The sequence below is a fragment of the Campylobacter sp. VBCF_04 NA7 genome, assembly GCF_027737405.1.
Taxonomy (GTDB): Bacteria; Campylobacterota; Campylobacteria; order Campylobacterales; family Campylobacteraceae; genus Campylobacter_B.
In genome coordinates this window covers 17,507-44,506 of sequence record NZ_JAOVTT010000004.1, presented here as the reverse complement: position 1 = coordinate 44,506, position 27,000 = coordinate 17,507, and the positions used below count along the sequence as shown (strand labels likewise).

21 protein-coding genes and 4 tRNA genes are annotated in these 27,000 nt (G+C 37.5%); 6 read left to right on the top strand and 19 right to left on the bottom strand.

Going from position 1 to position 27,000, the window contains the following annotated elements; translation table 11 throughout:
• The first annotated feature begins 1 nt into the window (after nt 1).
• The gene (gene nusA / locus OFO00_RS04690; RefSeq protein WP_270862047.1) at nt 2-1,132 is read left to right on the top strand and encodes a transcription termination factor NusA; all 1,131 of its coding nucleotides are present in this window, start codon (nt 2-4) and stop codon (nt 1,130-1,132) included.
• Between the two features lie 63 nt (nt 1,133-1,195).
• Here nusA and OFO00_RS04685 read toward each other — a convergent pair whose 3' ends face one another.
• The 5 genes from OFO00_RS04685 to OFO00_RS04665 form a co-directional block, all read right to left on the bottom strand.
• A complete protein-coding gene (locus OFO00_RS04685; RefSeq protein ID WP_270865080.1) occupies nt 1,196-2,650 on the bottom strand; it encodes a Mur ligase family protein in 1,455 nt (484 codons plus the stop codon).
• A 258-nt stretch (nt 2,651-2,908) separates the two neighbouring features.
• Nucleotides 2,909-3,337 carry a hypothetical protein gene (locus tag OFO00_RS04680; protein WP_270865079.1) on the bottom strand — a complete coding sequence of 143 codons (429 nt, stop codon included), beginning with the start codon at nt 3,335-3,337 and terminating at the stop codon, nt 2,909-2,911.
• 149 nt (nt 3,338-3,486) lie between these two features.
• The gene (locus tag OFO00_RS04675; RefSeq protein ID WP_270865078.1) at nt 3,487-4,107 is read right to left on the bottom strand and encodes a thiamine phosphate synthase; all 621 of its coding nucleotides are present in this window, start codon (nt 4,105-4,107) and stop codon (nt 3,487-3,489) included.
• Nucleotides 4,108-4,131: 24 nt separating this feature from the next.
• Nucleotides 4,132-5,277 (bottom strand): 2-iminoacetate synthase ThiH, encoded by a 1,146-nt coding sequence (thiH, locus tag OFO00_RS04670; protein ID WP_270865077.1) that lies wholly within the window; start codon nt 5,275-5,277, stop codon nt 4,132-4,134.
• Nucleotide 5,278: 1 nt separating this feature from the next.
• A complete protein-coding gene (locus OFO00_RS04665; RefSeq protein WP_270865076.1) occupies nt 5,279-6,040 on the bottom strand; it encodes a thiazole synthase in 762 nt (253 codons plus the stop codon).
• Between the two features lie 357 nt (nt 6,041-6,397).
• Between OFO00_RS04665 and OFO00_RS04660 the strand changes: the two genes are divergently transcribed.
• Entirely contained in the window at nt 6,398-6,538 is a 141-nt protein-coding gene (locus tag OFO00_RS04660) for a hypothetical protein (RefSeq protein WP_270865075.1), read from the top strand.
• A gap of 534 nt (nt 6,539-7,072) precedes the next feature.
• On the opposite strand, the gene OFO00_RS04655 is transcribed toward OFO00_RS04660, so the two are convergent.
• A tRNA-Arg gene (locus OFO00_RS04655) sits at nt 7,073-7,149 on the bottom strand.
• A gap of 162 nt (nt 7,150-7,311) precedes the next feature.
• On the opposite strand from OFO00_RS04655, the gene OFO00_RS04650 reads away from it, so the two are divergent.
• Together OFO00_RS04650 and OFO00_RS04645 are read left to right on the top strand one after the other, a co-directional pair.
• A tRNA-Gln gene (locus OFO00_RS04650) sits at nt 7,312-7,386 on the top strand.
• Between the two features lie 24 nt (nt 7,387-7,410).
• Nucleotides 7,411-7,485, top strand: a tRNA-Met gene (locus OFO00_RS04645).
• 313 nt (nt 7,486-7,798) lie between these two features.
• On the opposite strand, the gene OFO00_RS04640 is transcribed toward OFO00_RS04645, so the two are convergent.
• Together OFO00_RS04640 and OFO00_RS04635 are read right to left on the bottom strand one after the other, a co-directional pair.
• Nucleotides 7,799-8,209, bottom strand: coding sequence for a type II secretion system protein (locus OFO00_RS04640; RefSeq protein ID WP_270865074.1), 411 nt, complete (start codon nt 8,207-8,209; stop codon nt 7,799-7,801).
• 847 nt (nt 8,210-9,056) lie between these two features.
• Nucleotides 9,057-10,322: a tyrosine-type recombinase/integrase gene (locus tag OFO00_RS04635; protein WP_270865073.1), complete on the bottom strand. Its 1,266-nt coding sequence runs from the start codon at nt 10,320-10,322 to the stop codon at nt 9,057-9,059.
• Nucleotides 10,323-10,794: 472 nt separating this feature from the next.
• On the opposite strand from OFO00_RS04635, the gene OFO00_RS04630 reads away from it, so the two are divergent.
• On the top strand, nt 10,795-11,265 hold the full coding sequence (locus OFO00_RS04630) for a type II secretion system protein (protein ID WP_270865072.1): 471 nt from the start codon (nt 10,795-10,797) through the stop codon (nt 11,263-11,265).
• A 691-nt stretch (nt 11,266-11,956) separates the two neighbouring features.
• Here the strand turns inward: OFO00_RS04630 and OFO00_RS08040 are convergent.
• The 6 genes from OFO00_RS08040 to OFO00_RS04600 form a co-directional block, all read right to left on the bottom strand.
• Entirely contained in the window at nt 11,957-12,400 is a 444-nt protein-coding gene (locus tag OFO00_RS08040) for a ComEA family DNA-binding protein (protein ID WP_442867907.1), read from the bottom strand.
• A 265-nt stretch (nt 12,401-12,665) separates the two neighbouring features.
• A tRNA-Arg gene (locus OFO00_RS04620) sits at nt 12,666-12,742 on the bottom strand.
• Between the two features lie 13 nt (nt 12,743-12,755).
• The gene (locus OFO00_RS04615) at nt 12,756-13,136 is read right to left on the bottom strand and encodes a response regulator (RefSeq protein ID WP_270859672.1); all 381 of its coding nucleotides are present in this window, start codon (nt 13,134-13,136) and stop codon (nt 12,756-12,758) included.
• A gap of 10 nt (nt 13,137-13,146) precedes the next feature.
• Complete coding sequence (locus OFO00_RS04610) at nt 13,147-17,247, bottom strand: ATP-binding protein (protein WP_270865071.1); 4,101 nt, start codon at nt 17,245-17,247, stop codon at nt 13,147-13,149.
• A 147-nt stretch (nt 17,248-17,394) separates the two neighbouring features.
• On the bottom strand, nt 17,395-19,200 hold the full coding sequence (gene uvrC / locus OFO00_RS04605) for an excinuclease ABC subunit UvrC (protein ID WP_270865070.1): 1,806 nt from the start codon (nt 19,198-19,200) through the stop codon (nt 17,395-17,397).
• Nucleotides 19,166-19,654, bottom strand: a complete 489-nt coding sequence (locus tag OFO00_RS04600) for a hypothetical protein (protein ID WP_270865069.1) — start codon at nt 19,652-19,654, stop codon at nt 19,166-19,168. Before OFO00_RS04600 ends, uvrC begins: the two co-directional genes overlap by 35 nt.
• A 151-nt stretch (nt 19,655-19,805) precedes the next feature.
• Here OFO00_RS04600 and guaA point away from each other — a divergent pair, with 151 nt between their 5' ends.
• Nucleotides 19,806-21,341 carry a glutamine-hydrolyzing GMP synthase gene (gene guaA, locus OFO00_RS04595; protein WP_270865068.1) on the top strand — a complete coding sequence of 512 codons (1,536 nt, stop codon included), beginning with the start codon at nt 19,806-19,808 and terminating at the stop codon, nt 21,339-21,341.
• A 129-nt stretch (nt 21,342-21,470) separates the two neighbouring features.
• Here guaA and OFO00_RS04590 read toward each other — a convergent pair whose 3' ends face one another.
• The 5 genes from OFO00_RS04590 to OFO00_RS04570 are packed head-to-tail and all read right to left on the bottom strand — an operon-like array spanning nt 21,471 to nt 26,990.
• Nucleotides 21,471-22,640 carry a CDP-glycerol glycerophosphotransferase family protein gene (locus OFO00_RS04590; protein WP_270865067.1) on the bottom strand — a complete coding sequence of 390 codons (1,170 nt, stop codon included), beginning with the start codon at nt 22,638-22,640 and terminating at the stop codon, nt 21,471-21,473.
• Nucleotides 22,641-22,650: 10 nt separating this feature from the next.
• Nucleotides 22,651-23,646, bottom strand: coding sequence for a stealth family protein (locus OFO00_RS04585; protein ID WP_270865066.1), 996 nt, complete (start codon nt 23,644-23,646; stop codon nt 22,651-22,653).
• The gene (locus tag OFO00_RS04580) at nt 23,637-24,644 is read right to left on the bottom strand and encodes a glycosyltransferase family 2 protein (RefSeq protein WP_270865065.1); all 1,008 of its coding nucleotides are present in this window, start codon (nt 24,642-24,644) and stop codon (nt 23,637-23,639) included. Before OFO00_RS04580 ends, OFO00_RS04585 begins: the two co-directional genes overlap by 10 nt.
• On the bottom strand, nt 24,634-25,758 hold the full coding sequence (locus OFO00_RS04575) for an EpsG family protein (protein WP_270865064.1): 1,125 nt from the start codon (nt 25,756-25,758) through the stop codon (nt 24,634-24,636). Before OFO00_RS04575 ends, OFO00_RS04580 begins: the two co-directional genes overlap by 11 nt.
• Nucleotides 25,755-26,990, bottom strand: coding sequence for an oligosaccharide flippase family protein (locus tag OFO00_RS04570; RefSeq protein ID WP_270865063.1), 1,236 nt, complete (start codon nt 26,988-26,990; stop codon nt 25,755-25,757). The genes OFO00_RS04575 and OFO00_RS04570 overlap by 4 nt, the downstream gene beginning before the upstream one ends.
• Nucleotides 26,991-27,000: the final 10 nt, after the last annotated feature.

The window sequence follows — 27,000 nt, the reverse complement described above, 5'->3', positions numbered from 1 at the left end:
TATGGAAAAAATCACAGACATAATCGAGTCTATCGCAAACGAAAAAGGACTTGATCCCTCAGATGTGGGCGCGCGGGTCAAAACAGCCTTTATCCAAACCGCAAAAAGGCTATTTGGCGAGCAGTTTATCTACGACAGCGAGGTAGATCCCGTTACAAAAAAGGTCAAACTCTACCAAAAAGTCCAAGTCGTAGCCGATAACGACGAGCGCGCAGGACAGGATAATTTCATCGCAATTAGCGAAGCCAAAAAGCACGGTGACGCTGAGATTGGCGACGAGCTAAGCTATGATATAAATATCGAAAATCTCGGCCGCACAGCTTCGCAAGTTTTGGCAAAAGAGCTAAATTACCATATCCAGCGCCTACTCGAAGAGAAAATTTTCGAAAGCTATAAAAACAAAATCGGCACCCTAGCCCACGGCACCGTCACCAAAATCGACGCTAGCGAAACGACATTTGTCGAAATCGACGATATCAAAGCCTACATGCCACAGAAAAACCGCATAAAAGGCGAGAGTTTCAAGGTCGGCGATGTAGTCCAAGCCGTCATCAAAAACGCCTATATCGACAAAAATCAAGGCATAAAATTAGAGCTTTCACGCACAAGCCCTAAATTTTTAGAAGCAATTTTACGCACAGAAGTCCCTGAGATCAAAGACGGAAGCGTCATAATCCAAGCATGCGCTAGGATTCCTGGCAAACGCACGAAAATAGCCCTTAGCTCAGTTTCGCCAAATATCGATCCAGTGGGCGCAACCGTGGGCAAAGGCGGCACTAGAATCGACGCTGTGAGTAAGTTTTTGAGCAAAAATTTAAGCGAAGAGGACAAAAAAGCTGGCGGAGAGAGCATAGATGCGTTTGAATACTCTGCCTCGCCTGAAATTTTAATCTCGCGCGCAATGGCGCCTGCGATTGTAAATTCGGTCAAAATCACAGATGAAAACAAAGCAATTGTTTATATCAACCCTGACCAAAAATCCAAAGCTATCGGCAAAAACGGCCTAAATATCCGTCTAGCCTCAATGTTAAGTGGCTATGAAATCGAGCTAATCGAAACAGGCGCATCAAGCGAAAAAGTATCAAACGAAGAGGGATTAAAAAATCTCGAAGCGCTCTTTGGTGGTCTGTGAGAATTCTTTCAAATTTGCGAATTTTTAAAATTCGCAAATTTTAAAAAAATCAAAATTTAAAATTTATATGAAATTTGGCGCGTCGTTAGAAAACAGCACCAAATCCCCTGCTTTGGTATATTTAGCCAAAATTTCAACCATTTTCGATTTATCTTTTAGCACATAAACTTTGCCGGGATTTATATTGTCTTTGAGCGTTTTTAAATTTAACTCGCCAGTTATTATCACGAGATCAAAAACCTCATCGATTTTTTTGGCTAAAATTTCATTATCTTCTTTGGTGGATTCGACGATTCCGGGCGTTACGATGACTTTATTTCCTTTGTAAGTTTTGCATAGTTCGTAGCTAGCTAGCATACCAGCTAGATTGCCATTAAATGCGTCATCAATGATGATTTTGCCGCCGTTTTCGATCTTTTGAAGGCGGTGTTCGACGCTACGGACTTTTTCGACTGCGTTGTGGATATAGACATCATTTACCCCCAAAAACCTCGCTACCATGACACATGCGCTGAGATTTTGCGCGTTAAACTCGCCCAGCACCGGCGCAGAGAGTCTGAAATTTTCGTCATTGATTTTAAGGCTAAATTTAATCCCGTCTAGTGTCGAGCTAATCACCTTTGTGCCGATATCATAGGTGCTAATCGTGGCGCTGTTGTGGCAAAGCGTGCTAGAATGCACAAATGCGTGTTTTAGACGCGGTGAATTTAGCGCTTCAAGCTTGGTAGCGCGGATATTTTCTACGCTTTTGAAATACTCCAAATGTTGCGCGCCAATCTCGCCTACAACTACGATTTGTGGGCGCAAAAACTCGGTGATTTCGGCGATATCGCCGGGCAGCCTGGCACCAGCTTCTGCGATATAGACCTGAGTGTTTTTTGGCAAATCATCGTTTATGTCCTTTACAATCCCAGCTAGCGTATTTACCGAGCGCGGGGTCTTGTAGCAGACGAAGTGCGGACTAAGGATATCATAAAGGAAGTTTTTGATACTCGTCTTGCCGTAACTTGCCGTGATTTGGACGATGATTAGGTTATTCATCGTATTTAGCTTGGATAATGCGCTAGCTTTGAAGCGGTTAAAAAGCGTTTTTTCGTATCTGAAATGAAAAAACAATCCCACAAATAGCGCGATAACGGCTGGAATTTTAATATCGGTTGAAAATTTAATATCGATTAAAATCTCCACAATCCCCACAATCACAGCAAATGACGCTATGTATGCAAACGCCCTTTTTATGCGATCAGTAAAAACTAGCTTTTTGTCCAGCCCCCTGTGCCAAAGCGCCAAAACAGCGATATAACTAGCCGTTACCACGCCCAAGGCTGCGTAATAAAACGGGCAAAACATGGCCGCGATTTGAGCCAAAACTGGGATTATGAAAAAATACAAATGCCACATAGGCTTGGTGAAATGATGCATTACGCGCCCCGGGCGATACGAAAACCACTGCAAACAAGTAAGCGCATAAAATCCCAAAGCAAGGGTGAAAATAAAATTTGAAATAACTGCCGACATTTTTTCCCTCAAATTTATTTATACTTAGATTACAAAACCTGTAATTTTATTCTAAAAAAACTTGATTGTTGCTTATTTTTGCGATAAATTTTATTATTTAGAGCTTGATTTGCGTCAATGCGAAATTTACTCTAATCTGTCATTGCGAGAAAACGAAGTTTTCGAAGCAATCCAGAGAATTTTAAATTCAAAATTCAATCCAAATTTAGCATTGAACGATTTTTTAAATTTAGCGAAATTCCGAAATTTAGTTAAATCTTATTTTTTAGAATTTGTTTGTAAATTTTGGTGGGCAAAGATACCCACCCTACGAAGCTTTAAATTTATTTTTTGAAGTATTTTTTGTTTCTTTTGAAAATCGGGTTTTGTTGCCATTCGAAATTTTTTTTGATACGCAACTATGTGTTCAACAATACAAAATATTGCAAAACAGATTAATACGCCTTCGCAACAAAGAAGCATAACCAGTTCCTTTTCTGATCCCCCTATACCTAAGCTCCTCATTAGGCGCAAATTAATCCCAACAGCTAAAATAGCAAAAACAATACCTAAAACTATTCTGACTATTGAGCCTAATCCACTAATTGCTTTATATAAGATTTTAGACCCGCATTCGCTACAAGCTTTTGCACCATACTCAATGTCGCCTTTGCCACAATGTGGGCATTCCAATTTTTTCTCCATCATAAAAATCCTTTGAAATAAAATTGTTGAAATCAACGGAACATTATACCCCCCCCCTTTTTTTTAATTTATTATTAAATTAAGCTTAAATAAAATTTGATTTTTTAAAATTTTGGAATTTTGAAATAGTTTGAGAATTTTAGTTGAAGTTTTTAGTAAATTTGAGATATTGATTTAAATTTTTGTAAAAATTCTTTTTCGTTTTTGCATTTCATTGCTTCGCTCATAATGGCGATATTATCGGCTCCGCTTTCAATCGTAAAGTGGAAATTACTAGAATTTATCCCACCAAGAGCATAAATTTCGCCGTCCCAAAACTCACGCACATTGCGAATCAAATCTAGCCCCTTTGGCTCTAAATTTGCTTTGCAATCTGTCGGAAAAATATGGCTTAAACAAAGTGCGTTTGCACCCAAATTTAGGGCAAGTTTGGCTTCATTTATGCTGTGAGCTGAGATTACGATTTTTTCAAATTCGCTTAAATTTCGCGTGGAATTTTGCCTGAAATTTTGCAACACACCCAAAGGAAGCCAGATAAATTTATGCTCCAAATCAAAGGCTAAATCCAAAAAATTATGCAAAAAAAGGCGAACGCCAAAGCGTTCGCAAATTTGCAAAACTTCGCAAAAAAGCGCGCAGTATTCGCTCACGCTCAAATTTTTCTCACGCAAGATTATTTCGCTAATCCCGGCTTCGCAAAGGCGTGAAATTTTCTCTTTCAACGCCTCTTTTCCGCCGCAAAGCTCTAAATTCGAAATCGCCGTGATTTTCACTTTTTCGCTCCAAATTTCGCAAACTTACAGATAAATATACTCGCTCATCAGTGGCGCTAACCCCGCACCCCTAATCGCAGCACAAACCTCAGCCACACTTCGTCCGTCATCTATCTCAAACTGCTCGTCGCCCTTTTTTTGGCTGTGTCCGCCGATACCCACACTTACTCCTGCTGAAATTTTATTTGTGGCGATTTTAATCGCTTCATCTCTAAAACCAGCCCTTTCGCGCGTCGAAATCGTAATATTCGCACTAGGGATTAGTAGGCGATATGCTGTAATCACCTGCAAAAGCTCCTTTTCATGGACATCTCGCGGGTTGATTTTATTATTATTTATTATCGGGCGAAGTCTTGGAACCGAAAAAGCGATTTCGGCGTGTGGGTATTTTTGTTGCAACAAATACGCATGCGCGCCCGTAGCAAAGGCGTCTTTGCGAAAATCATCAAGCCCCAAAAGTGCCGCAAAGCCCACTCCACGCATACCGCCCATTATCGCCCTTTCTTGGGCGTTGAAGCGATACGGGAAAATTCGCTTATTGCCTTCTAAATGCAGTTTTGCGTATTTTTCCGTGTTGTATGTCTCTTGAAAAACGGTTACAAAATCCACGCCAGAATTATGCAAGATAGCGTATTCATCGGAATTTAAAGGATAAATTTCCACGCCTACGACCTTGAAATATTTTTTGGCGATTTCACACGCATGAGCGATATAGCTCACATCGCTATCAACCCTGCTCTCGCCTGTTAGCACCAAAAGCTCTTCAAGTCCGCTCTTTTTTATCGCTTCGTATTCGGCTATTAGCTCATCATCGCTAAGCTTGGCTCTTTTAATCTGATTTTTTTTGCTAAATCCGCAATACACGCAGTTATTATCGCAATAATTTGAAATGTAAATCGGCGTAAAAAGCGAGATATTATTGCCAAATTTCGCCCTAGTTTCACTCATACTCGCCCTTGCTAACTCTTCTAAAAATTTCGCCCCGACTACGCTTAGAAGTGCGCCAAAATCGTCTAAATTTCTATTTTTTTTCTCTATCGCCCTTAAAACATCGGCTTCATTATAAGCGTTTGGGTCGTAATTTTGCCTTAAATTTAGCACTTTTTGCATTAAGCCATCATCGATTTCTTGCATGTGTGCTAGGTATTTCATGTGATCTGGTTTTTCCATTTTAGTCCCTTAAAAAGCCTGTTAGCGGCGAACTTGCCGCGGCAGTATTTCGCACTGCGCCAAATTTGGCATTATAGGCGTCTCGCCCTGCATTTATCGCATTTGCAAAGGCTTTTGCCATTTGGACTAAATCGCTGGAAGTGGCGATTGCGGTATTTACCATGACAGCCGCACAGCCCATTTCCATGGCTTCACACGCTTGGCTTGGACGCCCTATTCCCGCATCGACGATGATCGGCAAATCCACTTCGCCGACTAAAATTTCAATCATATCTCTCATCATAAGCCCACGATTTGAGCCAATGGGCGCACCAAGCGGCATTATGGCAGCTGCTCCTGCGTTTTTGAGACTTCTAGCCACATTTAAATCAGCGTGCATATACGGAAGCACGATAAATCCGTCATTTGCTAGAATTTCGGTCGCTTTAATGGTTTCGTAATTATCGGGGAATAAAAATTTGCTATCTGTGATAATCTCGATTTTGACGAAATCTCCACAGCCTAGCTCACGGGCGAGTTTTGCGATACGCACGGCTTCATCAGCGTTTCTGGCGCCACTTGTATTTGGCAAAAGCGTAACGCTTTTTGGTATGAAATTTAAAATATTTCTGTCTTTGCTCTCGCTTACCCTGCGAAGTGCGAGTGTTACGATCTCACACCCAGCATTATGGACACAGGCTTCTATCATCTCATGGTCGAATTTACCAGAACCCATAATAAAACGAGATGAAAATTCCCTGCCACCCAAAACTAATTTATCCATTTGAAATTTCCTTTAAATTTTGTGATTTGTGAGATTATACAAAGAAAATCTGAATTAATTGTAATATTTGACAAAATTTGCTGTCATTGCGAGTGTGTCTCTCGCGCAAAGCAAAATTCCCTTTGCCTTACATTTGTCATTGCGAGGAGCATTAGCGACGAAGCAATCTACGACTTTAAAATTTACAGACGCCGAATTTGCTGTCATTGCAAGCAAGTGTAACGAGCGAAGCAATCCAGGGAAATTCGTTGCACGCTACCATTGTCATTGCGCTTCACAACCTTGGAATACTGCCTCGATACGCTCTCCATTGTCATTGCGAGGAGCGAAGCAACGAAGCAATCCAGGGATTTCCCCTTGCCATTAATTTTGTCATTGCGAGGCGACGCAGTCGCCGTGGCAATCCACGAGCCTAAACTACCTTGCGCTCTAAACCCTGTCATTGCGAGCTTTCACAGAAAGCGAAGCAATCTACGAGTAACAATCACCAAAATGTGAATTTCGTGTCATTGCGAGCGTAGCGAAGCAATCCAGTAAAATTTAGAGCAAAATTCTATTTAAATTTTAAAATTCCGCAAAAACACTGCGCCGAAATTTTATATTCGTAGATTGCTTCGTCGCTAACGCTCCTCGCAATGACAATAGCGAACAAATTTTGTATAATCTGTCATTGCGAGCACAGCGAAGCAATCCGGAGAATTTCCCTTGCCTTTCATTTGTCATTACGCTCCGCAAGCTCCAAATACTGCCCCGATACGCTAACCATTGTCATTGCGAGCTTTCGCAGAAAGCGAAGCAATCTACGAGTAACAATCGCCAAAATGCGAATCTTATGTCATTGCGAGCATAGCGAAGCAATCCAGTAAAATTTAGAAAGAATTTAAAATTAATCAAAATTTATCTGAATTTCCCTGGATTGCTTCGCTCGTTACACTCGCTCGCAATGACAAATCAAAGCAAATCGTCCGCAATGACAACATTAACTTATCGGCGCAGTATTTCGCAATGATAAATAAAAATATGAGTTAGAAGTGGTGCGCCCGAAGGAATTCGAATCCCTGACCTTTTGAACCGCAATCAAATGCTCTATCCAGCTGAGCTACGAGCGCACAATTAAAAAGAACTTTAATTATACATTTTTATAGCTTAAATTTAGCAAAAATAGCCCAAATTTATCGTGCAAATTAAAATTCCGCCACAAATTTCACTAAATTTCGCGATTTTTCTTGACTTTTGATTTATTTTTCTGTATAATGCTAGTTCTTTTGCATTGGGGTATCGCCAAGCGGTAAGGCAATTGGTTTTGGTCCAATCATGCGGAGGTTCGAATCCTCCTACCCCATCCACACTTCTTTAAATCATTTTTGTATCGCAGGGTAGAGCAGTGGTAGCTCGTCGGGCTCATAACCCGAAGGTCGGGGGTTCAAATCCCTCCTCTGCAACCAATTTTATTTTTCACACGAAGCAAACGAGCCTTTAAAATCACGAGAAATTTCGAAATTTACAACGAGTTTTGTGAAATTTGATTTAAGATTTTGGTGTTTTGAGTGATACTGCGCCGAAGCGTGATTTGGGTAGAGATTTTAAAATTTTGAAGTATTTTACAAACTTTATCTAAAATCTAGAATTATTTTTTAACGGATAATTTTATGCTTTTAAATTTTAAAAAAAGCTTTTGTGTATAATTTGCGTAGAATTTAAAAAGCCCTCGGAAGTCGTATTCCGAGGGCAAATATCTGTATATTTTTAACAGATTAGTTAGTTAGCAGAGAAGTTTACTGAATTGCCACCTACTTCATGTGAGCCAATAGTGCCAGAAGGTAGAGCATTTTTGATGCCATTCTCTAGACCAGCACAACCACTAACATTTACATCAACTTTTTTATTTGTATTATCAACAGTAAATTTAGCGCAATCTTTACCTTTTACTTTAAATTTACCATCCTGGTCAAGCGCATTTGACATTTGATCGTAATTAGTAGCATTAAACTCACCTCTTGCAGTATAGTATGCAGTAACCTCGCTTAGAGCAGTAGAGATATTTGATGCTGCTTTTGCAATCTCAGCGTCATCTCTTGTAGCTGCTAGTCTTGGGATAGCAACAGCTGCTAAGATACCTAAAATAACGATAACGAAGATCAACTCGATCATAGTGAAACCTTTTCTCATGGTTTCCTCCTTGTAAATAGATTTCATTTTACATACATATATGTAAAACTTGCGTGGATTATAGCAAAAAAAATTAAAAAATTCAATTATTTTTGTAAAAAATTTGAAAAAAATTTAAAATTTTATAAAAAAGCCCATTTTTGCGTGGTTTGCGGGTGTGGAATTTGGCGGTTTGGCGCGGATTGGTTTGTTTGCGACACTCGCGCGGGGGGCGATAGGGATTAGAGCGATTGGTAGTTTAGGCTCGTGGATTGCTTCGGCGCTAACGCTTCTCGCAATGACAGATTAGAGGCAAAGGAATTTCTCTGGATTGCTTCACTACGCTCGCAATGACAATAGCGAACAAATTTGTCTAATCTGTCATTGCGAGCTTTCGCAGAAAGCGAAGCAATCTACGAATAGCAATTACCAAAATGCAAATTTTGTGTCATTGCGAGAAATACGAAGTATTTCGAAGCAATCCAGTAAAATTTAGAAAGAAATTCCACTTAAATTTTGAAATTCTGCAAAAACACTGCGCCGAAATTTTATACTCATAGATTGCCACGGCGACTGCGTCGCCTCGCAATGACAAATCAAAGTAAATTTTCGTTTTTCTTGATTGCAATGACAAAGCGAACAAATTTTGCATAATCTGTCATTGCGAGCTTTCGCAGAAAGCGAAGCAAGCTACGAGCGACAATTACCAAAATGTTAATTTCGTGTCATTGCGAGCGTGCGAAGTAATCCAGTAAAATTTAAAGCAAAATTCTATTTAAATTTTGAAATTCTGCAAAAACACTGCGCCGAAATTTTATATTCGTAGATTACTTCGTCGCTTCGCTCCTCGCAATGACAAATAGTGTGCTTATAGCCTCATTGCGCGGTTTAGGTTGCGTAGGTCGGATTTGTTTTCTAAAAAATGGCCGTAAATGCGGTTTATCATATCTAGATTCGCGTGTCCTAGCGTGCTGGCGATGAGCGGGGCTGGGACTTTCGCGCCCAAAAGGTGCGAACAAAAGCTGTGTCTGGTGCTGTGAAGCCCGCAGAGCGGGAGATTTAGTGATTTTAACAATTTTCTAAATTTATAATGTATGGCGAAATAATCCTTGCTAAAAATCCGTCCCACACCCAAATTTAGCCCCAAAATGTGGTCTTTGAGCGGTTTTAGCAGATTTATCGTGCGTGCGCGGCCGCTTTTGGGAGTGGTGAGCTCGAAGCGGGTCAGGTTCTTGCAAATGGTGATTTTATCGGACTTAAAGTCGAAATCCTCTCTACAAAGCGCCAAAATCTCGCCACTTCTAGCACCTGTAAAAAACGCTATGTATAAAAATGTGGCTAACTCGCCTGTGGCGCGCTCTAAAAGGAGTTTGATTTGGGATTTGGAAAAGCAAAATTTGGGCTTTGGAAGCGTGGGTGGCTTGCGAATGAGCGAAAATGGGTTTTGGACGATTTGACCTGAGAATTTCGCCAAATTTAGGGCTTGGCGTGGGTATGAGAGGAGTAGATTTATGGTTTGTGGGGAGAGGTTTGCGCTTCGCATGGCGCAAATCGCGCTATATAGGGTCTGGGCGGTGTAGGAGGCGACTGGCAAGTCCGGCGCGAAGTCGAAAAATCGGCTAATGGCGCACGAGGCGGTTTTGAGCGTGGTGAGCTTGGCGTGGAGGCGTAAATTTTGCAAATAAATGGCGCAAAAATGGCTCAAAAGGCGCGGTTTGAGCGTGATTTGGTGGGGCTCGTATGGGCGTGGGGCGTGTGGTTTTTCGCGGGTTTCGTTGGTTTGTGGGGCGTGGATTATTTCGTGCGGTGCGTGGGCTGTGTGGGCTTGGTAGGCGCGGTCAGAGTGCGGTGCGTGGGTTTCGTGGGTGCTTTTGCGCACGCGTGGCGTGTGCGCCTGGTATGGTTGGGCTGTGCGTGGCGCGGTGCTTCTGTGGGTTTCATAGGCGTGTGCTTCGGGGGCGTGGAATACTGCGCCGGAATTTGCACTGGCGATTTTTTGGAAAATCGGAAATAGCGTTTGCTCGGCATATGCGAGGTTTCGCTCGGTAAAATCGAGTTTTAGTGAGCGTTTGACGATTTTGTGCGCGCTTTGGAAGCGGAGGTAGATTTTGCCATTGTGGTTGATGAGTTGCATTGTTTTCCTTTGTGAAAATTTGTGAGATTTGCGCTGTTTGCGTAGTTCGCGCAAACACCGAGGGCAAATTTTATGCGGTAGTTTAAATATTTGGTAAAATTTTGCGAAATTTGTGCAAAATTTGTCGAAATATTTTTTATTGTGAGATTTTTTAAGCGTTTATTTTGTCATTGCGAGGAGCGAAGCGACGAAGCAATCCAGGGAAATTCAGATAAATTTTGCTAATTTTTAAATTCTCTCTAAATTTTACTAGATTGCTTCGCACGCTCGCAATGACAAAACAGGCGTAAAATTTGCACTTAAAAAGAGCTTAAAATTTAAAATTCAGCCAAATTTCAGTGCAAATTTTAATAACTAAATTTTGCTTTAAAATCCCCAAATTTAGACTATTTCAAACGCAAAAAATCCTCCATAAATCAGAGCATTTTACTTTTATGTATGTAAAATGAAATCTATTTACAAGGAGGAAACCATGAGAAAAGGTTTCACTATGATCGAGTTGATCTTCGTTATCGTTATTTTAGGTATCTTAGCAGCTGTTGCTATCCCAAGACTTGCAGCTACGAGAGATGATGCTCAAATTTCTAAATCATTGAGCGAGCTTTCGACAGTTATGCAAGATATCACAAGCTATTATACATCTCAGGGTAAATTTGCATCAGCAGCAGAAAATATGACAAATGTCAAAGTAACTGGAACGCCAAGCAATACTGCGGCATTTACTCTTGCATATCCTACAAAATTAACACCTGGTGGTTGTGTAACATTTAAAGTTGATACAAATGATACACATAAATGGGTAGAAGTTGAAGGTATCGAAGCTCCAAGTAATGATAAAGTTTGTGCTGGTATAGTAAATAGCGACACATTCAAAAATATGTCTAAACCAGATGGCACTAATGTGAAAAAATATGTCATCTCTGGTTCAAATGTAGCATTCTAAAATCTAGTTCATTGCTATATTTAGGCTCGAAGGCTTCGGCTTCCGAGCCTTTTTAAATTTCAGATTAATTATTTGCAAAAACTTCGCCTAAAATAAATATTCTCGCAATTTTAAAATTTTAACCGATAAATTTGTAAAATTTTCATTTTTTATGAAACTAAAATTTGTGAAATTTTGCTAAAACACTGACCTTAAATTTTTATACTCGTAGATTGCTTCGTCACTTCGCTCCTCGCAATGACAATGGGGAACAAATTTGTCTAATCTGTCATTGCGAGCTTTCGCAGAAAGAGAAGCAATCTACGAGCGACAATTACAAAAATCTGAATTTCGTGTCATTGCGAGCGTAGCGAAGCAATCCAGTAAAATTTAGAGAGAATTTAAAAATTAGCAAAATTTATCTGAATTTCCCCTGGATTGCTTCGCTCGTTACACTCGCTCGCAATGATAGCAAATTTAGCGCAAGGAATTTTAAAGTCGTAGATCGCTTCGTCGCTTCGCTCCTCGCAATGACAATAGCGAACGCTTCAAAAATTCTTGCAATGACAATGGTTCGCGTATCGGGGCAGTATTTGTAATGCGATAAATTTGTAAATTTTAAAATTTCAAGCTACGGGCTAAATTTAAAATTTAACCCATAGCGTAAATTTGGAAATTTAAGAATTTTGCAGAATGTATAAATTCTAATTCTCTACTCGCTCACAGCTTTTTTGATTTTTTTGGCTTCATCTGCTGTATCTTTTGCTTTTTTGGCTTTTTTGGCTGTATCGGTGCTCGCGGCTTTGTCTTTTAGTTTTACAACCTCTTTTTTGACCTTTTTATCAGCCTTTTTCGCAGCTTTTTCTTTTTCTTTTTTCACGGCAGATTTTAGGTCGCTAGTGTCCGTCTTGCCAGTAAGCGTTAGGTCGTCCTTGATAGCCTCGAAGCGCTTCTCGCCGATACCTTTGATGTTTTTAATCTCGTCGATTGAGTTAAATTTGTTGTTTTTTCTGTATTCGATGATAGCCTCAGCCTTGGCTTCGCCGATGCCAGGAAGTGCCATTAACTCGTCTTTTGTGGCGGTGTTTAGGTTAATCCCAGCGAAAGCTAGGCTTGCAAAGATTGCGGTTGTTGATAGGATTTTAAAGATTTTCATTTTTTCTCCTTTAATTGATTTAGGAATAATTCTAAATTTAAGCTACTTAAAGGTTAATGAATTTAAGGGATATTTCATTAAAATTTTCAAAATTTATCAAAATTTTGCACTTTATACACAGAGATTTTTAGTTAGATATTTACATGATTCGAGAAAAAACTTGCAAAAAAAAGATTAAAAATTAAAGAGTATATAATCAAATGCTGATATTTATGGTTTTTATGAAATCAATTGTAATGAAAAAGAAGACTAAAAATATATTAGGTGGTGTCCCTGGCGAGATTCGAACTCACGGCCTCAAAATTAGGAATTTTGCGCTCTATCCAGCTGAGCTACAAGGACAAAATCGGTGAAATTAATCACCGATTATGTTCATAACATCATCTAGCTTGCGTTGTAAATCTGAATAATCGATTGGCTTAGTCATAAAGTCATACGCGCCTTTATTTAAAGCTTCTCTTTTTGCAGTTTCATCTGTGGTCAAAACTATTACAGGAATATGTGCGATATGCTCCCTAGAATGCAAGTTATCTAAAAATTCTAAGCCGTTCATTACAGGCATAACAATGTCAAGTAGGACTAAATCCACTGGCTCTGCCTCTAATACAGCCAATCCGTCCAAGCCGTTTTTGGCTTGGAGGATTGTGGTAAATTTACCATATTTTTTTATCATAACTTCTAATAGTTTCAAATTTATAAGGTCATCATCAATCATCAAAACTTTTAATTCTTTCATCAACTATCCCTTATATATATTTTTGCGCAAGTTTTTCTAGGCCAGATTTAGTGATATTGTAAGTAACAACTTCGCTAAATGCAGGGTTCTCGTCGTTGTCGTTAGAGAACAATACTAGATTTGTATTTGGCGCTTTTTGGTGTAGATTTTCTAGGGCAGCGAAATCGATACCAGCTAGTTTTTTATCTATCAATACCAATTTGTAGCTATCGTTAGTTGCCATAGTAATTAGTTGCTCAAAATTTGCAGCCATATCAACATCTTTGTATTGGTGTTTCAAAATGCTTGCGAAAATTTTGCTTTCCATGACATTTGCTTTACAAATCAAGACATCTTTTGCTTTGACAGCTTGTGCTACTGGCTCATTAACGATAGTTTTCTTAGGAACTTGTTTCATTATCGTTTTAGGCACTTTCACGGTTTTTAAAATAGTTTTTGGAACTTGGCGTTTTACAAGTTTTTTGACTATTTGTTTGACTGTGCCACCAGCAGGAGCCGCGTCAGAGCGTTTGTCGCCGATAAAGTCATTAAGCATATTGGCCAAAATGTCTTTTTTGATCGGTTTTGTACAATACTCATCTAAACCAGCTGCCATAAATTTCTCTCTATCGCCTTTTAGCGCGTTAGCTGTAACAGCTACGATTGGGATATGGCGTAGGTTGTTATCTGCTTCGTATTGTTTGATTTGTTTTGTTGCTTCGATACCGTCCATTACAGGCATTGAAATATCCATAAAAATCAAATCATACTCTTCGCCTGATTTTCTAGCTTCTAGTGCTAACAAGCCGTTTTCTACGATTGTTAAATCCATTTCGAAGCTGTTTAATGTGTGCTTCATAAGTTTTTGGTTAATTTCATTATCCTCTGCGATTAGGATTTTAGCAGCGTATTTGCGATTAACCATAGGAACATTGTCATCGTTTGGATTGTGCTCAGCAGGAACTTCAACTTCCTCTTCGACTTCAACTTCCTCTTCAACCATAATTGTCTCTTCTTGTTGAACTTCCTCGTAGATTGTAACAGGAACTTCGATGATTTCTTCGATTACTCTTTGTTTAGTAGCTGCTGCGGCAGGAGCGACTGTCTCTACCACTGGCTCGACTACTTTTTCTACGACTGGCTCAACTACTGGTTCTACAACCGCAGCAACTGGCTCGACTACTGGCTCAGGCTCTACGACCGGTTCTACCACAGGAGCGCTAACTTCTACGCTTGGAGCTTCTACTTTGATCTCAGGAGTTTGAATTGCTACTTCTGGCTCGCTGATTTGAGCTTCGATATCTGAAATTTCAATCTCTTGGCTTTCTGCTTCTACAACCGGTGCCACAACCGGCTCTTCAATTGTAATCTCAGGGATTTCTACCTCGACATTTGGTGTTTCAGGGATATCAAGAGTGATATCAGAAATATCAGTTCTAATCTCTGGGATTTCAGGCTCGATGCTTACGCTAGGTTCTACAACTGGCTCTGAGATTGCAGGCTCTGGTGTAGATACGAAGCTTGCTTCGCTAGCTGTGCCTCTGTGTCTGTTTTGTAAAATTGCACGCAATTCATCTGCTGATGAGCTAGATGGTTTTGGTTCTTCTACTTTTGGTTCTTCTATTTTTGGCTCTTCTACGGCTAGTGGAGCTTCTTCCATAATCATCTCTTCTGCAACTATCGGAGTTTCTACGATAGGGCTTTCCTCGACGATTGGCGATTCATCAAGAGTGATATCTGGGATAATTGGTGATTCATCAGCGATAGCAGATAGGCTAGGCTCCTCTACTACTGGCGCTGCCGCTGCTGCCGCTGCTGGTCTAGCTTTTAATGAACCAGATTTTTGAATTTTGTCTATTGTTTTGCCTAGTTTTGATAAGTTCACTGGCTCAGATAGAGTGAAAATTCTAGGGTTTGTAATGCTAATACTTTGTAACTCTTTTGGTTTTAGAGTTAGGATTGTAGGTAAAATCGTAGTATTGCTTACATCGCCATAGTTTTTAAATCTAGTAATCAACGCGTCAAAAGAGTTATTGTTTTGTGCAGAGCGAAGTTGCGCGCTTGAATTAAAGACTGAAATTTTTGCACCTAGATTATTTACATATCTCTTAACGACATCGCTATACATTACATCGTTAGGATCTGCTAGAAGTGCGAAATTTAAGCCACTGATGTGAGCAAACATCTCTTCTGCGTCTGATTTTTGAGTCTCTTTAAGTGGTAGAGTAAAGAAGAATTTCGTTCCTTTACCAACTGTTGATTTAACTTGCAACTTACCACCCATCATCGCAACATATTTAGATGAAATGGTTAGACCAAGACCGGTTCCGCCGTATTTTCTAGTGATTGTAGAATCAGCTTGTGAGAAGGCGTTAAATACATTTGCTAGTTTATCCTCAGAGATACCGATACCTGTATCTTCGACGCTAAATGTTACGATAGCTTCGCCAGGGTTTTTCTCTTCTTCTCTGACGATATTAACAGCAATGCTACCTTGCTCTGGTGTAAATTTAACGGCATTTGACATAAGGTTGATAAGAACTTCTTTAATCTTAGTAATATCGCCGTATAGGTGATGAACCAGCGTAGGGTCAATGTAAAGCAAGATATCGATGTTTTTCTCAGCAGCTTTCGCAGCGTAGATCTCAACAGCACTTTCGAAATCTTGAATTGGGTTGAATAAAATATCCTCAATCTCAACTTTATTGCTTTCGATTTTAGAAACATCAAGAATGTTATTAATAATGGTTAGAAGGTTTTCAGATGATTTTTCGATTGTATCGACATAATCGCGTTTTTCTTCGTCCAAATCTGTGTTTTTGAGCAACTCTGTAAATCCAATAATACCATTAAGCGGAGTTCTAATCTCGTGTGACATATTCGCAAGGAAGATAGATTTCGCTTTGTTAGCATCCTCGGCTTCTGCTTTTTGCAAGGCAATGAAGTCGATCGCGTCCTCGATAAGCGAGTAGGCTTTGTCGATACCGTCAGCTGTGTTGATATCGAATTGCTCGTTGTTGTTAGAAAGCTCACCAACTCTACCAAGAACCCTTCCAAGGTCGTTGATGTTTCTGTTAATGCGTCTAACGACGGCGATTGAGAAACCAACTAGGATAAGTGATAGCAAGAACGCAGCAGCAGCGAAAATCAATGTTTGAAGTTGTTGCGCTGAGTGAGTATCAACACGCTCATGTAGTGCGTTAGAAGTCATTTTAACAGCTTCGTCTAGCATTGCATATTTTTTAGATTGGATACTAAACCACTCGTTAAATGGAATATCATACTCGCCAGTTGCTAATTGAGTTTCAATCGTTCTCATTGCATTTTGTGCATTTTCGGCGATTTGCTCATTTTCAGGTTTAGCGAAATACTCTTCTAGCTCGCCTTTGATAGCGATATCTTCACCAGTAGCAGCATAGTGAGTAGCGATGACTAGGTCAGGCATTTCTGATGTCCATGCGTGCTCTTTCCAGTGATCAATCTCTTCCCTAGGAAGTGGGCTACCTGAGATGATGTATTCGATACTAACATCGCGAACCGCAGCTGTTCCAGAGATCGTGTCATACATGTTTGCAAGAGTAAGCGATAGAGTACCAACATCGGCTGAATACAAGTTTTCGTTGATAGTATCACGGAAGGCAGTCATTTGCTCGTCAAATTTATCATAATACTCATCGAATAACTCAACGAATACTTTGTCACGATTGTCAATGCTTTTTCTAACCTCAGGAAGTCTGCCAATCAAATTTGTAATTTGATCAATCGCAGCAGATTGTGCCTCTGAGTGCTCGATGAAAAGTTGGTGAAGAGCATTGTCTTGTTCGTGTGTTTGAGCGTGATAGTCAAGGAAATCTTGCCATGCTTTATCAGTTTTGGCGCGTTGTGTTTTAAGAACAGAGCCAAGACCGACATTGTTACCGCTACCTAGATACGCCGCTGTGATACCACGCTCTTTGGCAAACTCCTCGTAGAAGTCATACAAAGCAGCTGAGATATCGACTTTATGCTTGAGGTTTTCGTTGATTTTATACAACCTCGCAGCATCATACAAATACCAAGACGCAACGACAAAAATGATTAAAAGTGGAACCCACGCAACCATTTTAAGAGCGCTAGAAGTATTTAGTCTCATAAAACATCCTTCGTATTTTGCAAAATGCAAAAAAGTGAAATTTCAACCTCAAAATAAGCTTTACAAAGAAAAATGAAAACTGTATTTCAAAGATTTAATCTCGGATTTTACTCTAAAAATCTTTAAAGGTAGCTTTGTTTGCCTATTTTATGGGCGGAATTTGAACAATTTTTCAGCAAAATTTTGTCCGATTAAGCTTTTTATTTCATCAAAATTTGCCAAATATATATTTTCGAAACTTCCGTAAAAATCTAAAAGTTTTTTGATTTTGCCTTGCGTAAGCCCTAAATTTAGGAGTTTTGAGCTATTTAAGTCATTTTTGCGTTTTGTTTTTTGATGAAATGAGATCGCAAATCTGTGTGCCTCGTCCCTTAATTTTTGGAAAAATTGTAATTTTTTATCGTTTGGTTGGAGTGCAAAAATTCCACTATTTGCGCAAATTTTATCCTTTGCCGATCCCTTGGCGCGGTGAGCTTTGGCGCCCAATTTTTCCTTTGAAATCGCGATTACATCGACATTTGCTCCCACGCTCGAAATAATGTCGCAAGCTAAATTTAACAAAACTTCGCCGCCGTCAATCACCCACAAATCAGGCGCGCCAAGCTCGTCAAATTTAAGCGCACGCGAGGTGAGATATTCCTTCATTTGGTCGTAGTCGTTGTTTGAGCTTAGGTGTTTGTGGCGGTAATTTTCTTTGAAAAACTCGCCCTCTTTATAGCAGACCATTGCCCCTACTGGCGCACTTCCAAACATGTGTGAGTTATCAAAAATTTCGATATTTACAGGCAAATTTTGCAAGCTAAAATAATCTTTCAATTCCGCTAAAAATCCATAATCATGCGTTTTGAGATATTTTTTTATGTTTATTTGGCAGTTTTGGTAGGCGATTTCGCAAATTTTGCGTTTTTCGCCGATTTTTGGGACGATAATGCTAAAATTTCTGCCATGCCTGCTGGCTAAAATTTCGCTCACAAGCGCCTTGTCGTCAAATTCAGCGTAGCAATAAATTTTTGCACACGCCACGGGCGAACCCCCTGGAAATGCGCTTAAAATGAGCTGTTTGTAGCCGTTTTTTGCGTCGTCATCGTTTGCGTTTTTTAGGTGAGAAATGTGATAGTTCGAGGCCGAAATTTTGCCCTCTCTCACGCTAAAATGCACAGCACAAATCAAATTTGCCTCCCCAGCAATCGCAAATACTTCAAAATCATCTAACCTTGCTAAATCCACCTCGACTTTGATATTCATTTGCTTTAAAATTTCGATTTTATCGCGCATGCTAGCGGCTTCTTCGAAATTTTCATTTTCGGCAAATTTAAGCATTAGCGAGCTTAGATACGGCACCATTTTTTGCGGATTTTTGAGCGAATTTAACGCCTCTTCGACTATTTTTTTATATTCGCCACTTGAAATTTTGCCCTCGCACGGGGCTTTACAGCGGCTAATTTGAGCAAATAGGCAGGCTTTTTTGTCTTTGATACAGTTTTTTTTCTGCACGAGCGGAAATTTCATATAAAGCGTCTCTAAAATTTCCTTTGCGCCGTGAAAATACGGACCAAAATAGCGAATATTCGCCCCCTTTATCACCTTGCGCGTGATTTCAAAGCGTGGAAATTTGTCGTTTAAATTTATATAGATATAAGGGTATGTTTTATCGTCGCGCAAAAGGATATTATACTTAGGTTTAAGCTGTTTGATAAAGGAATTTTCCAAAATCAGCGCGTCGCTCTCGCTTGGGGTGATGATGTATTCTAAATGCACAGCTTCGCTTATCATTTTGGCGATTCGAGCGCCAAGGCGCGGGCTTGGAGCGAGAGTGGGAGTGAAGCTAAAATAGCTTTTGACGCGGTTTTTTAGCACCTTTGCCTTGCCCACATAGAGCAATTTCCCATCTGCGCCGAAATACTGATAAATGCCGGGATTAGCGGGTAGGGATTTGATTTCGTCGATTAGCAATGATAATCTCTCTTATTTCTTCAAAAATTTTATGAATTTTTTCATCTTTGATATTGTTTGTGAATTTGCCTTGTGATTTTTCTATCACGCGCACATCGCTACTACTTGCCTTTTTTTGGGCGAGTTCTTGCTTGCGCTTTTTGCTCATTGTTTTGGTAGCGACGAAAATTTTCACATCCATATCAGGGTGAAATTCGCCAAATTTATGCACGCTGGCAAAGATTTTTAATATATCTTTTATCAGTTTTATACTACTATCTCGTTTTAGCTCTTGAAGTCCTGCTGGGTGCTTCACAGCTATCATCAAAATGTCATTTTTGGTGTAGATAAAGGCTATGATTTTTTGCCAGTTTTTGGGCAAAATTTTAATAAAACTCTCTCTGGCACGAAATTTGGCGTATAAAGGACTATTTTTCACATGTGCAATGATTTGTTTAATACTTTTAGTTTCCATAAGTTGATTTTAGCATTTTTTATTTTAGGTTTGCTTAGTGGGTGCGGATACAAAGCCGATCCGTTTTATAGCACAGGCTCAAATTCGAGCAAGGTAACCAAATAATGGCTAAATTTAGTTATAATCAATGAAATTTTAATGAAGGGAAAATATGCAAACAGCTGACATTTTAGTTTTGGATTTTGGTTCGCAATACACGCAACTTATCGCGCGTAGGCTTCGCGAACAAGGTGTTTATACAGAGCTCATACCATTTGACGCCTCAATCGAACAGATTATGGCGAAAAACCCAAAAGGTCTGATTTTAAGCGGTGGGCCAGCGAGCGTGTATGCGAAGGACGCTTATTTTTGTGATGAGAAAATTTTTGATTTGGGCTTGCCGATACTTGGGATTTGCTATGGTATGCAGCTAATCGCGCAACATTTCGGCGCCTCTGTCGTGCCAGCAGCGAAAAAAGAATTTGGCAAAGCAAGTCTAAAACTACTTCGTTCAAATAAGCTTTTTAACGGCGTAAATGATAATTCGACCGTGTGGATGAGCCACTCGGACAAGGTCGCTAGCCTGCCAGAGGATTTCGAGGTTTTGGCGTGTTCTGACGAGAGCGAGTGGTGCGTGTTTGGCAATGACGCGAAGAAAATTTACGCATTGCAATTCCACCCAGAGGTGCAACACAGCGAGTTTGGAGATCAAATTTTAAAGAATTTTGCAAAAGAGATTTGCGGGTTAAGTAGCACTTGGAATATGGGAAGCTTCGCAAAAGAGCAAATCGCAAAAATAAAAGCAAAAGTGGGCAATGACAAAGTCCTTTGTGCCGTAAGTGGCGGCGTAGATAGCTCTGTGGTGGCAGCTCTCCTTGCCCACGCAGTGCCAGAGAATCTAATCGTAGTTTTTGTAGATAACGGACTACTTCGCACAAACGAAGCAAGGCAAGTCGAAGAGATGTTTAAGCTCAAACTTGGCGTAAATTTAATCAGCGTCGATGCGAGCGAGCTTTTCCTAAGCCGTTTAAAAGGCGTAACTGAACCAGAGAAAAAACGCAAAATCATCGGCGAGACTTTTATCGAAGTTTTTGATAAGGAAGCCAAAAAATTTGAAAATGTAAAATATCTAGCACAAGGCACACTTTATACCGATGTGATCGAAAGCTCTCCAAGCGGGGCAAGTAAAACGATAAAAAGCCATCACAATGTAGGGGGACTTCCTGAGTGGATGAAATTTGAACTAATCGAGCCGTTGCGTGAGATTTTCAAAGACGAAGTGCGCCAACTGGGCTTAGAACTAGGTCTTAGTCGTGATGTCGTTTTCCGCCATCCTTTCCCGGGACCTGGTCTAGCTATTCGCATTATGGGCGAAGTAAATCCGGCTAGTTTGGAGCTTTTACGCAAGGCTGATGTGATTTTGCGTGAAGAGCTAAAATCGAGCGGTTGGTATGATAAAACTTGGCAGGCATTTTGTGTGTTACTAAATGTCCGAAGTGTCGGCGTCATGGGCGATAACCGCACTTATGAAAATGCCGTTTGTTTGCGTGTGGTCGATGCGAGCGACGGCATGACGGCTAGTTTTTCGCGTCTTCCTTATGATCTACTTGAAAACTGCTCTCGTCGCATTATAAACGAAGTAGAAGGCATAAATAGAGTAGTTTATGATATTTCGTCCAAACCACCTGCGACTATCGAGTGGGAATAATTTTTAATTTGACGGGCGTTTTGCCCGTCTTTTTTATTTTTTTCGCAAATTTTGGCTTATTGTTTTAGATGATTGTGGGTTTGTAAGTTAGTTTTTACTTCGCAAAAGTGAATTAGAAATTTAAAAAATTCACACATTAATCCCTAAATTTCGCAAAGTTTTTATCACTCTTTCGCAGTTGGCGTTTTTGAAAGTGTTGCAAATGTTGCAAATTTCTCGCCTTTTTTCTTTAAAACTGTCGGTGGTAGCCATATCGATTAAGGCATTTTTAAATTCATCAATTGTCTTTGGCTTAAAGCCCGGCGTAACAAAATCATAATCCACTGCAAAGCCTACATTTCGCTCGTATTCGTCGTAGTCATACGGCAAAAACATCATCGCTCTATCCAAAAGCAAAAAATCATACCCAATACTCGAATAATCCGTAATAAGCCCATCGAAAAAGCTCATATAATCCATAATCTCACTATAAACTGAACCTGAAAAAAGCTTAATATTTGAGCCTAAAATCTTGCTGTCAAGATTTTTTTCAAAAACAGGGTGTAGGCGAATAAAAATCGTAATATTGTTTTGCTTTGAAAATTCATTTAAGTCCTTAAAATCCACATTTTCAAACGGAAAAATTCGCACATCGCTATCTTTTCGCCAAGTCGGAGCGTAAAGAATTTTAAAACTTTTATCTTGCAAAATTTCCAGTCTTGGCGTGTTGGCTTCAAATAAAGCATCGTTTCTAGGAAAGCCTGTGATTAAAATATTTTTTGGTGAAATTCCTATGTAACCAGCCGTGCTAGGCACAAAAAACTCACTAGTTGCGATAGAATAAGAGATATTTGTGCGAATGAAAAATTTATAATAAATCTTTTTTACAAACGAAATATCTTTTTCTAAAAGCCCGACATTTTTCAAAAGTGAGCCGTGAGTTAAGTGGACAACTTTTCTAAAATATTTGAAAAAAGCTCCGCCAACAGGCATTTCAAAAGCACTTACAAACCAAATTTTTGAGCGAAGTGCGAAAATTTTTCCCATAAAAGAATTTGTTTCTATGAAATGATTTCCGTAAATTTTGGTTAGCTCGGCTCTAAATTCATCATCGTTTATGACAAACCAAACATCGTAATTTTCCTTTAACATATATAAAAACAGATATTTTGAGTTGTAGTCAAATTTGGTATTAAAGTGAGAATTTATGATAATTCTACCTTTTTTTGACGGCAAAAAAAACGAAAGCAAAACCGCTGGAATTCCAAGAAGTATATTTAAAAATCTAAGCTTATTGTGCTTGTTTTGGTTAGTTGCCATTAATTTTCCCTTAAATTTCAAAACTTGATTTTTCAGGCAAAATACTATCAAAAGCACTGATTATCTGCGACATTGCTTCATCAAAATTTTCAATTTCGCCGTCATTTATACAAATTTCTTTGTATTTTTGATTTTTGATTGCATTGCAAATATTGTTTATGCTATGCCCATTTTTACCTAACACAAAAAGTCTTTTTTCTTTGTTTCCTTGCGGATAAAATTTTCCACTATAAATTTGCCAATAACGCATAAGCCATTGATTAACATTATCATAAGTTCTAAATTTAGATTGCATTGTAGTTTCTAAAATGCAATCGCATTTTTGCCAAACTTTTTCAAAAGTTGATTTTAAAAATGGTTGAGACAAATGATAATTTGAAATCATATAAAATCTATTCAATTTATAATATGGCAAAGTAAGAATATTTTTTAAATTTTCTATACCATAGCGATAATTAAACCATTTAAAAAAATCTTTTTTAATTGATTTATAAAGATTAAAATTTTTGTTTATTTCTAACATATTATTCAATATAAAATGTGAAAAAAAACCATTTCCTGGGATACTTAAAGTGGCACAATCGCATGGCAAACCATCTTTAAAGAAAAATTCTTTTTTTACAAAATCAGTTAAAAATAAATCATCGTTAAAATATACAAAATGTTCGGATAAATCTTTTATATTGTGCATATAAAGTTCGATAGGATGAGAGCTAAAAACAGGCAAATACTCACCTGGAATATAATCACAATGCCGAACAAAATTTAGTTTTGGTGCGTCTAAATTTAACCACTGTGGTTTTTGTCCATTTGTGATAAAATGCACCTTTCTAACCCACGGAGCAAATTTTTCAACGCCACGAAACCAATATTTTAATAATCCCATATCTCTGTATCTGATATTTCTTATATCTATTTGTCTGTTTTTTGGGCAATGTTTGTTAAATTCTTTTATCCACTCGGGATCACTTCCATCTACCCATGGAATTACAAAATCTATTTGCATTTATAATCCTTTAACTTTTTATATAAAGTATATACAAATTTGAATATTTTAGGTGACATATGAAAAAAACTCATAGCAAGTCCAAATTTAAAATTGGATTTTATTGCAAACATTATATCTAGCTTCTCTTGTAAAAATTTATGATATTCATTTATCTTTGAATAATATTTTTCATCATCGTATTTTAATATTTTTATAATTGTCTGCATTTTAATATGGCAAAGTAAATAATTTGCTTCTTTTTGTAAATCAGAATATGCTTTAACAATATTATCTGTAAATTTTTGCGTATTTTCAAATATTACAAAAAACTTTTCATCTATTTTTTTTCTAACTGTTGAATTTAAATTTACTCTGTAAAAATATATATATTTATTTGAAATGGCTATATTTTTTTCATTTTTAAAAATATCAAACCAAACAGCTATATCTTCGTGAATTTTGCCACTTGGAAAACGCAAATTTTTGAAAATCGATTTGTGATATAAAATTCGCCAAATAGCAGTCAAATAAAATTTCTCTTTTTTACAACTTCCTTTAAAAATATCTTTTGGGGTAATAATTCTTTCTACACACTCAAAATTTTTTAAATTTGCAATTTCACTTTGAGATTTAAATTTAGTATAACTTGCCATAGAAATTTTTGTATTATATTTTTTTATCAAATTATAAAGCGTTTCTATATAAGTTTCATCTATCATGTCATCACTATCTACAAAAGATAAATACTCACCTTGCATAATGTCAAGCCCAGCATTTCTAGCAACTGCTTGACCTGCGTTTTTTTGATGAAGCACTTTTATACGGGCTTCTTGCTTTGCAAATTCATCGCAAATTTCGCCACTGCCATCTGTGCTTCCGTCATCAACTAGAATTATTTCTAAATTTGTATAAGTTTGGCTTACGATTGAATTTAGACACTCTTTTAGATATTTTTTTACATTATAGACAGGAACTATAATTGAAATTAATTGGTTTTTATCTAATCTATTGTTCATCTCTCCAACTCACCACATCTTCATGATTTCCAAAAATTTGGAAAATCATATTGTTTTTTGAAATTATTGAAAAATTAAAAGAAAATTGTTGCGCTGCACTGTATTCTTGATAATATTTATATGTGTTATTTATAGCAATCAAATTTAGGGCAAAAACCATAAAAAATGCAACAACTTTTTTTTGTAATATTTTTTTATAAAAATGTATATATAACAACACTAAAAAAATATAATTGAATAGTATGAAATAGGTACTAACTCTACCTAACATGTTCATATGGAATTGAACACTTTTAATAAGTAAATATACTAATAATCCATTAAAAAATAAAATTTCTTTTTTATCATTTTTATTATATATTTTGTGAAATAATAAAAATATGAAAAAATATATAACAAAAATAATCTTACTAACAATGCTTGTAAATTCTGCAAAATTATTAGAATTTATGTAATTTAAATATTTGGTAAAATTACCAATTGAGAGAATTTTTTCTATTGCCGATACAACAATATTTGTCGGAATAAAAGGTATAACGCAAATTGCAACTATAATAGCTGAAAATAATATTTTGTTGTATTTTATATTTAAAATAAAATACATTGGCAAAATAATTATTGCACTTTTGTGAATTAAAAAAGTTAAAATACAGCAAATTAAATATTTAAATATATTTTTATTTATAATGAATTTTGTTGAATACAAAAAGATAGATATTGCCAAAAAAGCTCTCATTTGGTCTGCTAATTTAATAAATAATAACAAAAATATAGTCAAAGTTAAATATGTAAATTCTATTTTATTGCTAAAATAATAATTACAAAATTTATATAAAAAAATCATAGTTAGTATTGCGTATATAGCAAATATAAATTGCTGGTTAAAGTCATAATATTCAGTAAAATTTACAAGAAACATATGAAAAAAATCATAATCTGTCCTATAACCACTTGCGATTTCATCATATATTTCTGAGTAATTTAAATAATCCGTTCCAATTTTATACCTAAATGTAAGCATAAAACCAATCATAATCCATGGAATAAATTTATATTTTCTAAAAAATAAAACTATACAAGACATAATAATATAAAATGAAACCCAATAAATCATGATTTAGCCACCGATTGTAATATAACCCAAAACCCGAACAAACACGCTACCAAATATCCTAAGCCATACCCTATAATGGTGCCGTAGGCTAGAAATTTCGGTATAAAAACTATATAGCCTAAACTAGAAAAAAGCAAAACCAAAGCCCATTTATAGATGAGAATTTTGCCAAGTTGCATTTTTATAATATAGATATTAAGTGCATTATCCAAAAATACAAAAGGCAAAACAAATATTAAAAATTTAAACACTGGAATCGTTCCGTTAAATTTCGCTCCAAAGATTAAATTTATAACTAGTGGAGCTAAAAAATATAAAATAACTGCCGTTAAAATCGCCATTGCAAACATACCAAATGCAAGTTTTAAGACATTTGATTTTATGATTTTTATATCATCAAATTTATATACAAAAATCGGTGCAAATGAAATCGCTACAATCGGTGCAATAGCACTTGCAATACCTAAAAGCGACATAGCCGAAGTATAAAGCCCAAGAGAAAATTCATCGCCTAAATGCTTTAAAAACATAAAATCAACTCGCCTACAAACTATCATCAAAATAATTCCAGCAAAAAACGGCAAACCTAACTTTAAAAATTTGTAAATTTGAGCCTTATCGTATGTAAAAAACCACTCTTTTGTTAAAATTCTATAAACTGCTAAAAGACCAAAAGCTATCAAAAATAGCTCAAACGCCGTTACAAAGCCGTAAGCATAGATATTTGTAACACCCAAATAATAAAGAGCTAAAAACATTAAAAGTTTGATTATATGTGTTGCCATAACCAAAACAGAGCGATATTTTATCATAGTTTGCGACTGTAAATATGCCGTGATAATCGCGGAGCTTTCATTTACTAAAATAGACGAAGCCATAACAACGCTTAAATAAAAAATCTTTATGTCATCTGTAAAAAATACAAACAAAAGCAACGCTAAATACGCAATCACCGACGAAACAAACCTTATAACAAAGCCGTTTCCCATTATGATTTTGCGCTCTGTGGCATCAGCATTTGTTAGGCGTGGAACGACGATTTCAGCTGGATTTATATATGAAAGAGCAGAAAAAATAACAACAAGTCCTAAAATATACTGAAAATTCCCATACTCTTCTACGCTTAACACACGAGCTAAAATCATAGTAACGGCTAAGCCCATTACTATCCTAACTCCGTGTTCGCATAAAAGCCAAGCTATATTTTTTACTATTTTAGGGTTTATCGCCATTTTGTTACTT

Excerpts from the sequence above, each read along its gene's own strand:
- nusA (WP_270862047.1), top strand. The coding sequence starts at position 2 with ATGGAAAAAATCACAGACATAATCGAGTCTATCGCAAACGAAAAAGGA.
- OFO00_RS04685 (WP_270865080.1), bottom strand. The coding sequence starts at position 2,650 with ATGTCGGCAGTTATTTCAAATTTTATTTTCACCCTTGCTTTGGGATTT.
- OFO00_RS04680 (WP_270865079.1), bottom strand. The coding sequence starts at position 3,337 with ATGATGGAGAAAAAATTGGAATGCCCACATTGTGGCAAAGGCGACATT.
- thiH (WP_270865077.1), bottom strand. The coding sequence starts at position 5,277 with ATGGAAAAACCAGATCACATGAAATACCTAGCACACATGCAAGAAATC.
- OFO00_RS04665 (WP_270865076.1), bottom strand. The coding sequence starts at position 6,040 with ATGGATAAATTAGTTTTGGGTGGCAGGGAATTTTCATCTCGTTTTATT.
- OFO00_RS04640 (WP_270865074.1), bottom strand. The coding sequence starts at position 8,209 with ATGAGAAAAGGTTTCACTATGATCGAGTTGATCTTCGTTATCGTTATT.
- OFO00_RS04635 (WP_270865073.1), bottom strand. The coding sequence starts at position 10,322 with ATGCAACTCATCAACCACAATGGCAAAATCTACCTCCGCTTCCAAAGC.
- OFO00_RS04630 (WP_270865072.1), top strand. The coding sequence starts at position 10,795 with ATGAGAAAAGGTTTCACTATGATCGAGTTGATCTTCGTTATCGTTATT.
- OFO00_RS08040 (WP_442867907.1), bottom strand. The coding sequence starts at position 12,400 with ATGAAAATCTTTAAAATCCTATCAACAACCGCAATCTTTGCAAGCCTA.
- OFO00_RS04615 (WP_270859672.1), bottom strand. The coding sequence starts at position 13,136 with ATGAAAGAATTAAAAGTTTTGATGATTGATGATGACCTTATAAATTTG.
- OFO00_RS04610 (WP_270865071.1), bottom strand. The coding sequence starts at position 17,247 with ATGAGACTAAATACTTCTAGCGCTCTTAAAATGGTTGCGTGGGTTCCA.
- OFO00_RS04600 (WP_270865069.1), bottom strand. The coding sequence starts at position 19,654 with ATGGAAACTAAAAGTATTAAACAAATCATTGCACATGTGAAAAATAGT.
- guaA (WP_270865068.1), top strand. The coding sequence starts at position 19,806 with ATGCAAACAGCTGACATTTTAGTTTTGGATTTTGGTTCGCAATACACG.
- OFO00_RS04590 (WP_270865067.1), bottom strand. The coding sequence starts at position 22,640 with ATGGCAACTAACCAAAACAAGCACAATAAGCTTAGATTTTTAAATATA.
- OFO00_RS04585 (WP_270865066.1), bottom strand. The coding sequence starts at position 23,646 with ATGCAAATAGATTTTGTAATTCCATGGGTAGATGGAAGTGATCCCGAG.
- OFO00_RS04580 (WP_270865065.1), bottom strand. The coding sequence starts at position 24,644 with ATGAACAATAGATTAGATAAAAACCAATTAATTTCAATTATAGTTCCT.
- OFO00_RS04575 (WP_270865064.1), bottom strand. The coding sequence starts at position 25,758 with ATGATTTATTGGGTTTCATTTTATATTATTATGTCTTGTATAGTTTTA.
- OFO00_RS04570 (WP_270865063.1), bottom strand. The coding sequence starts at position 26,990 with ATGGCGATAAACCCTAAAATAGTAAAAAATATAGCTTGGCTTTTATGC.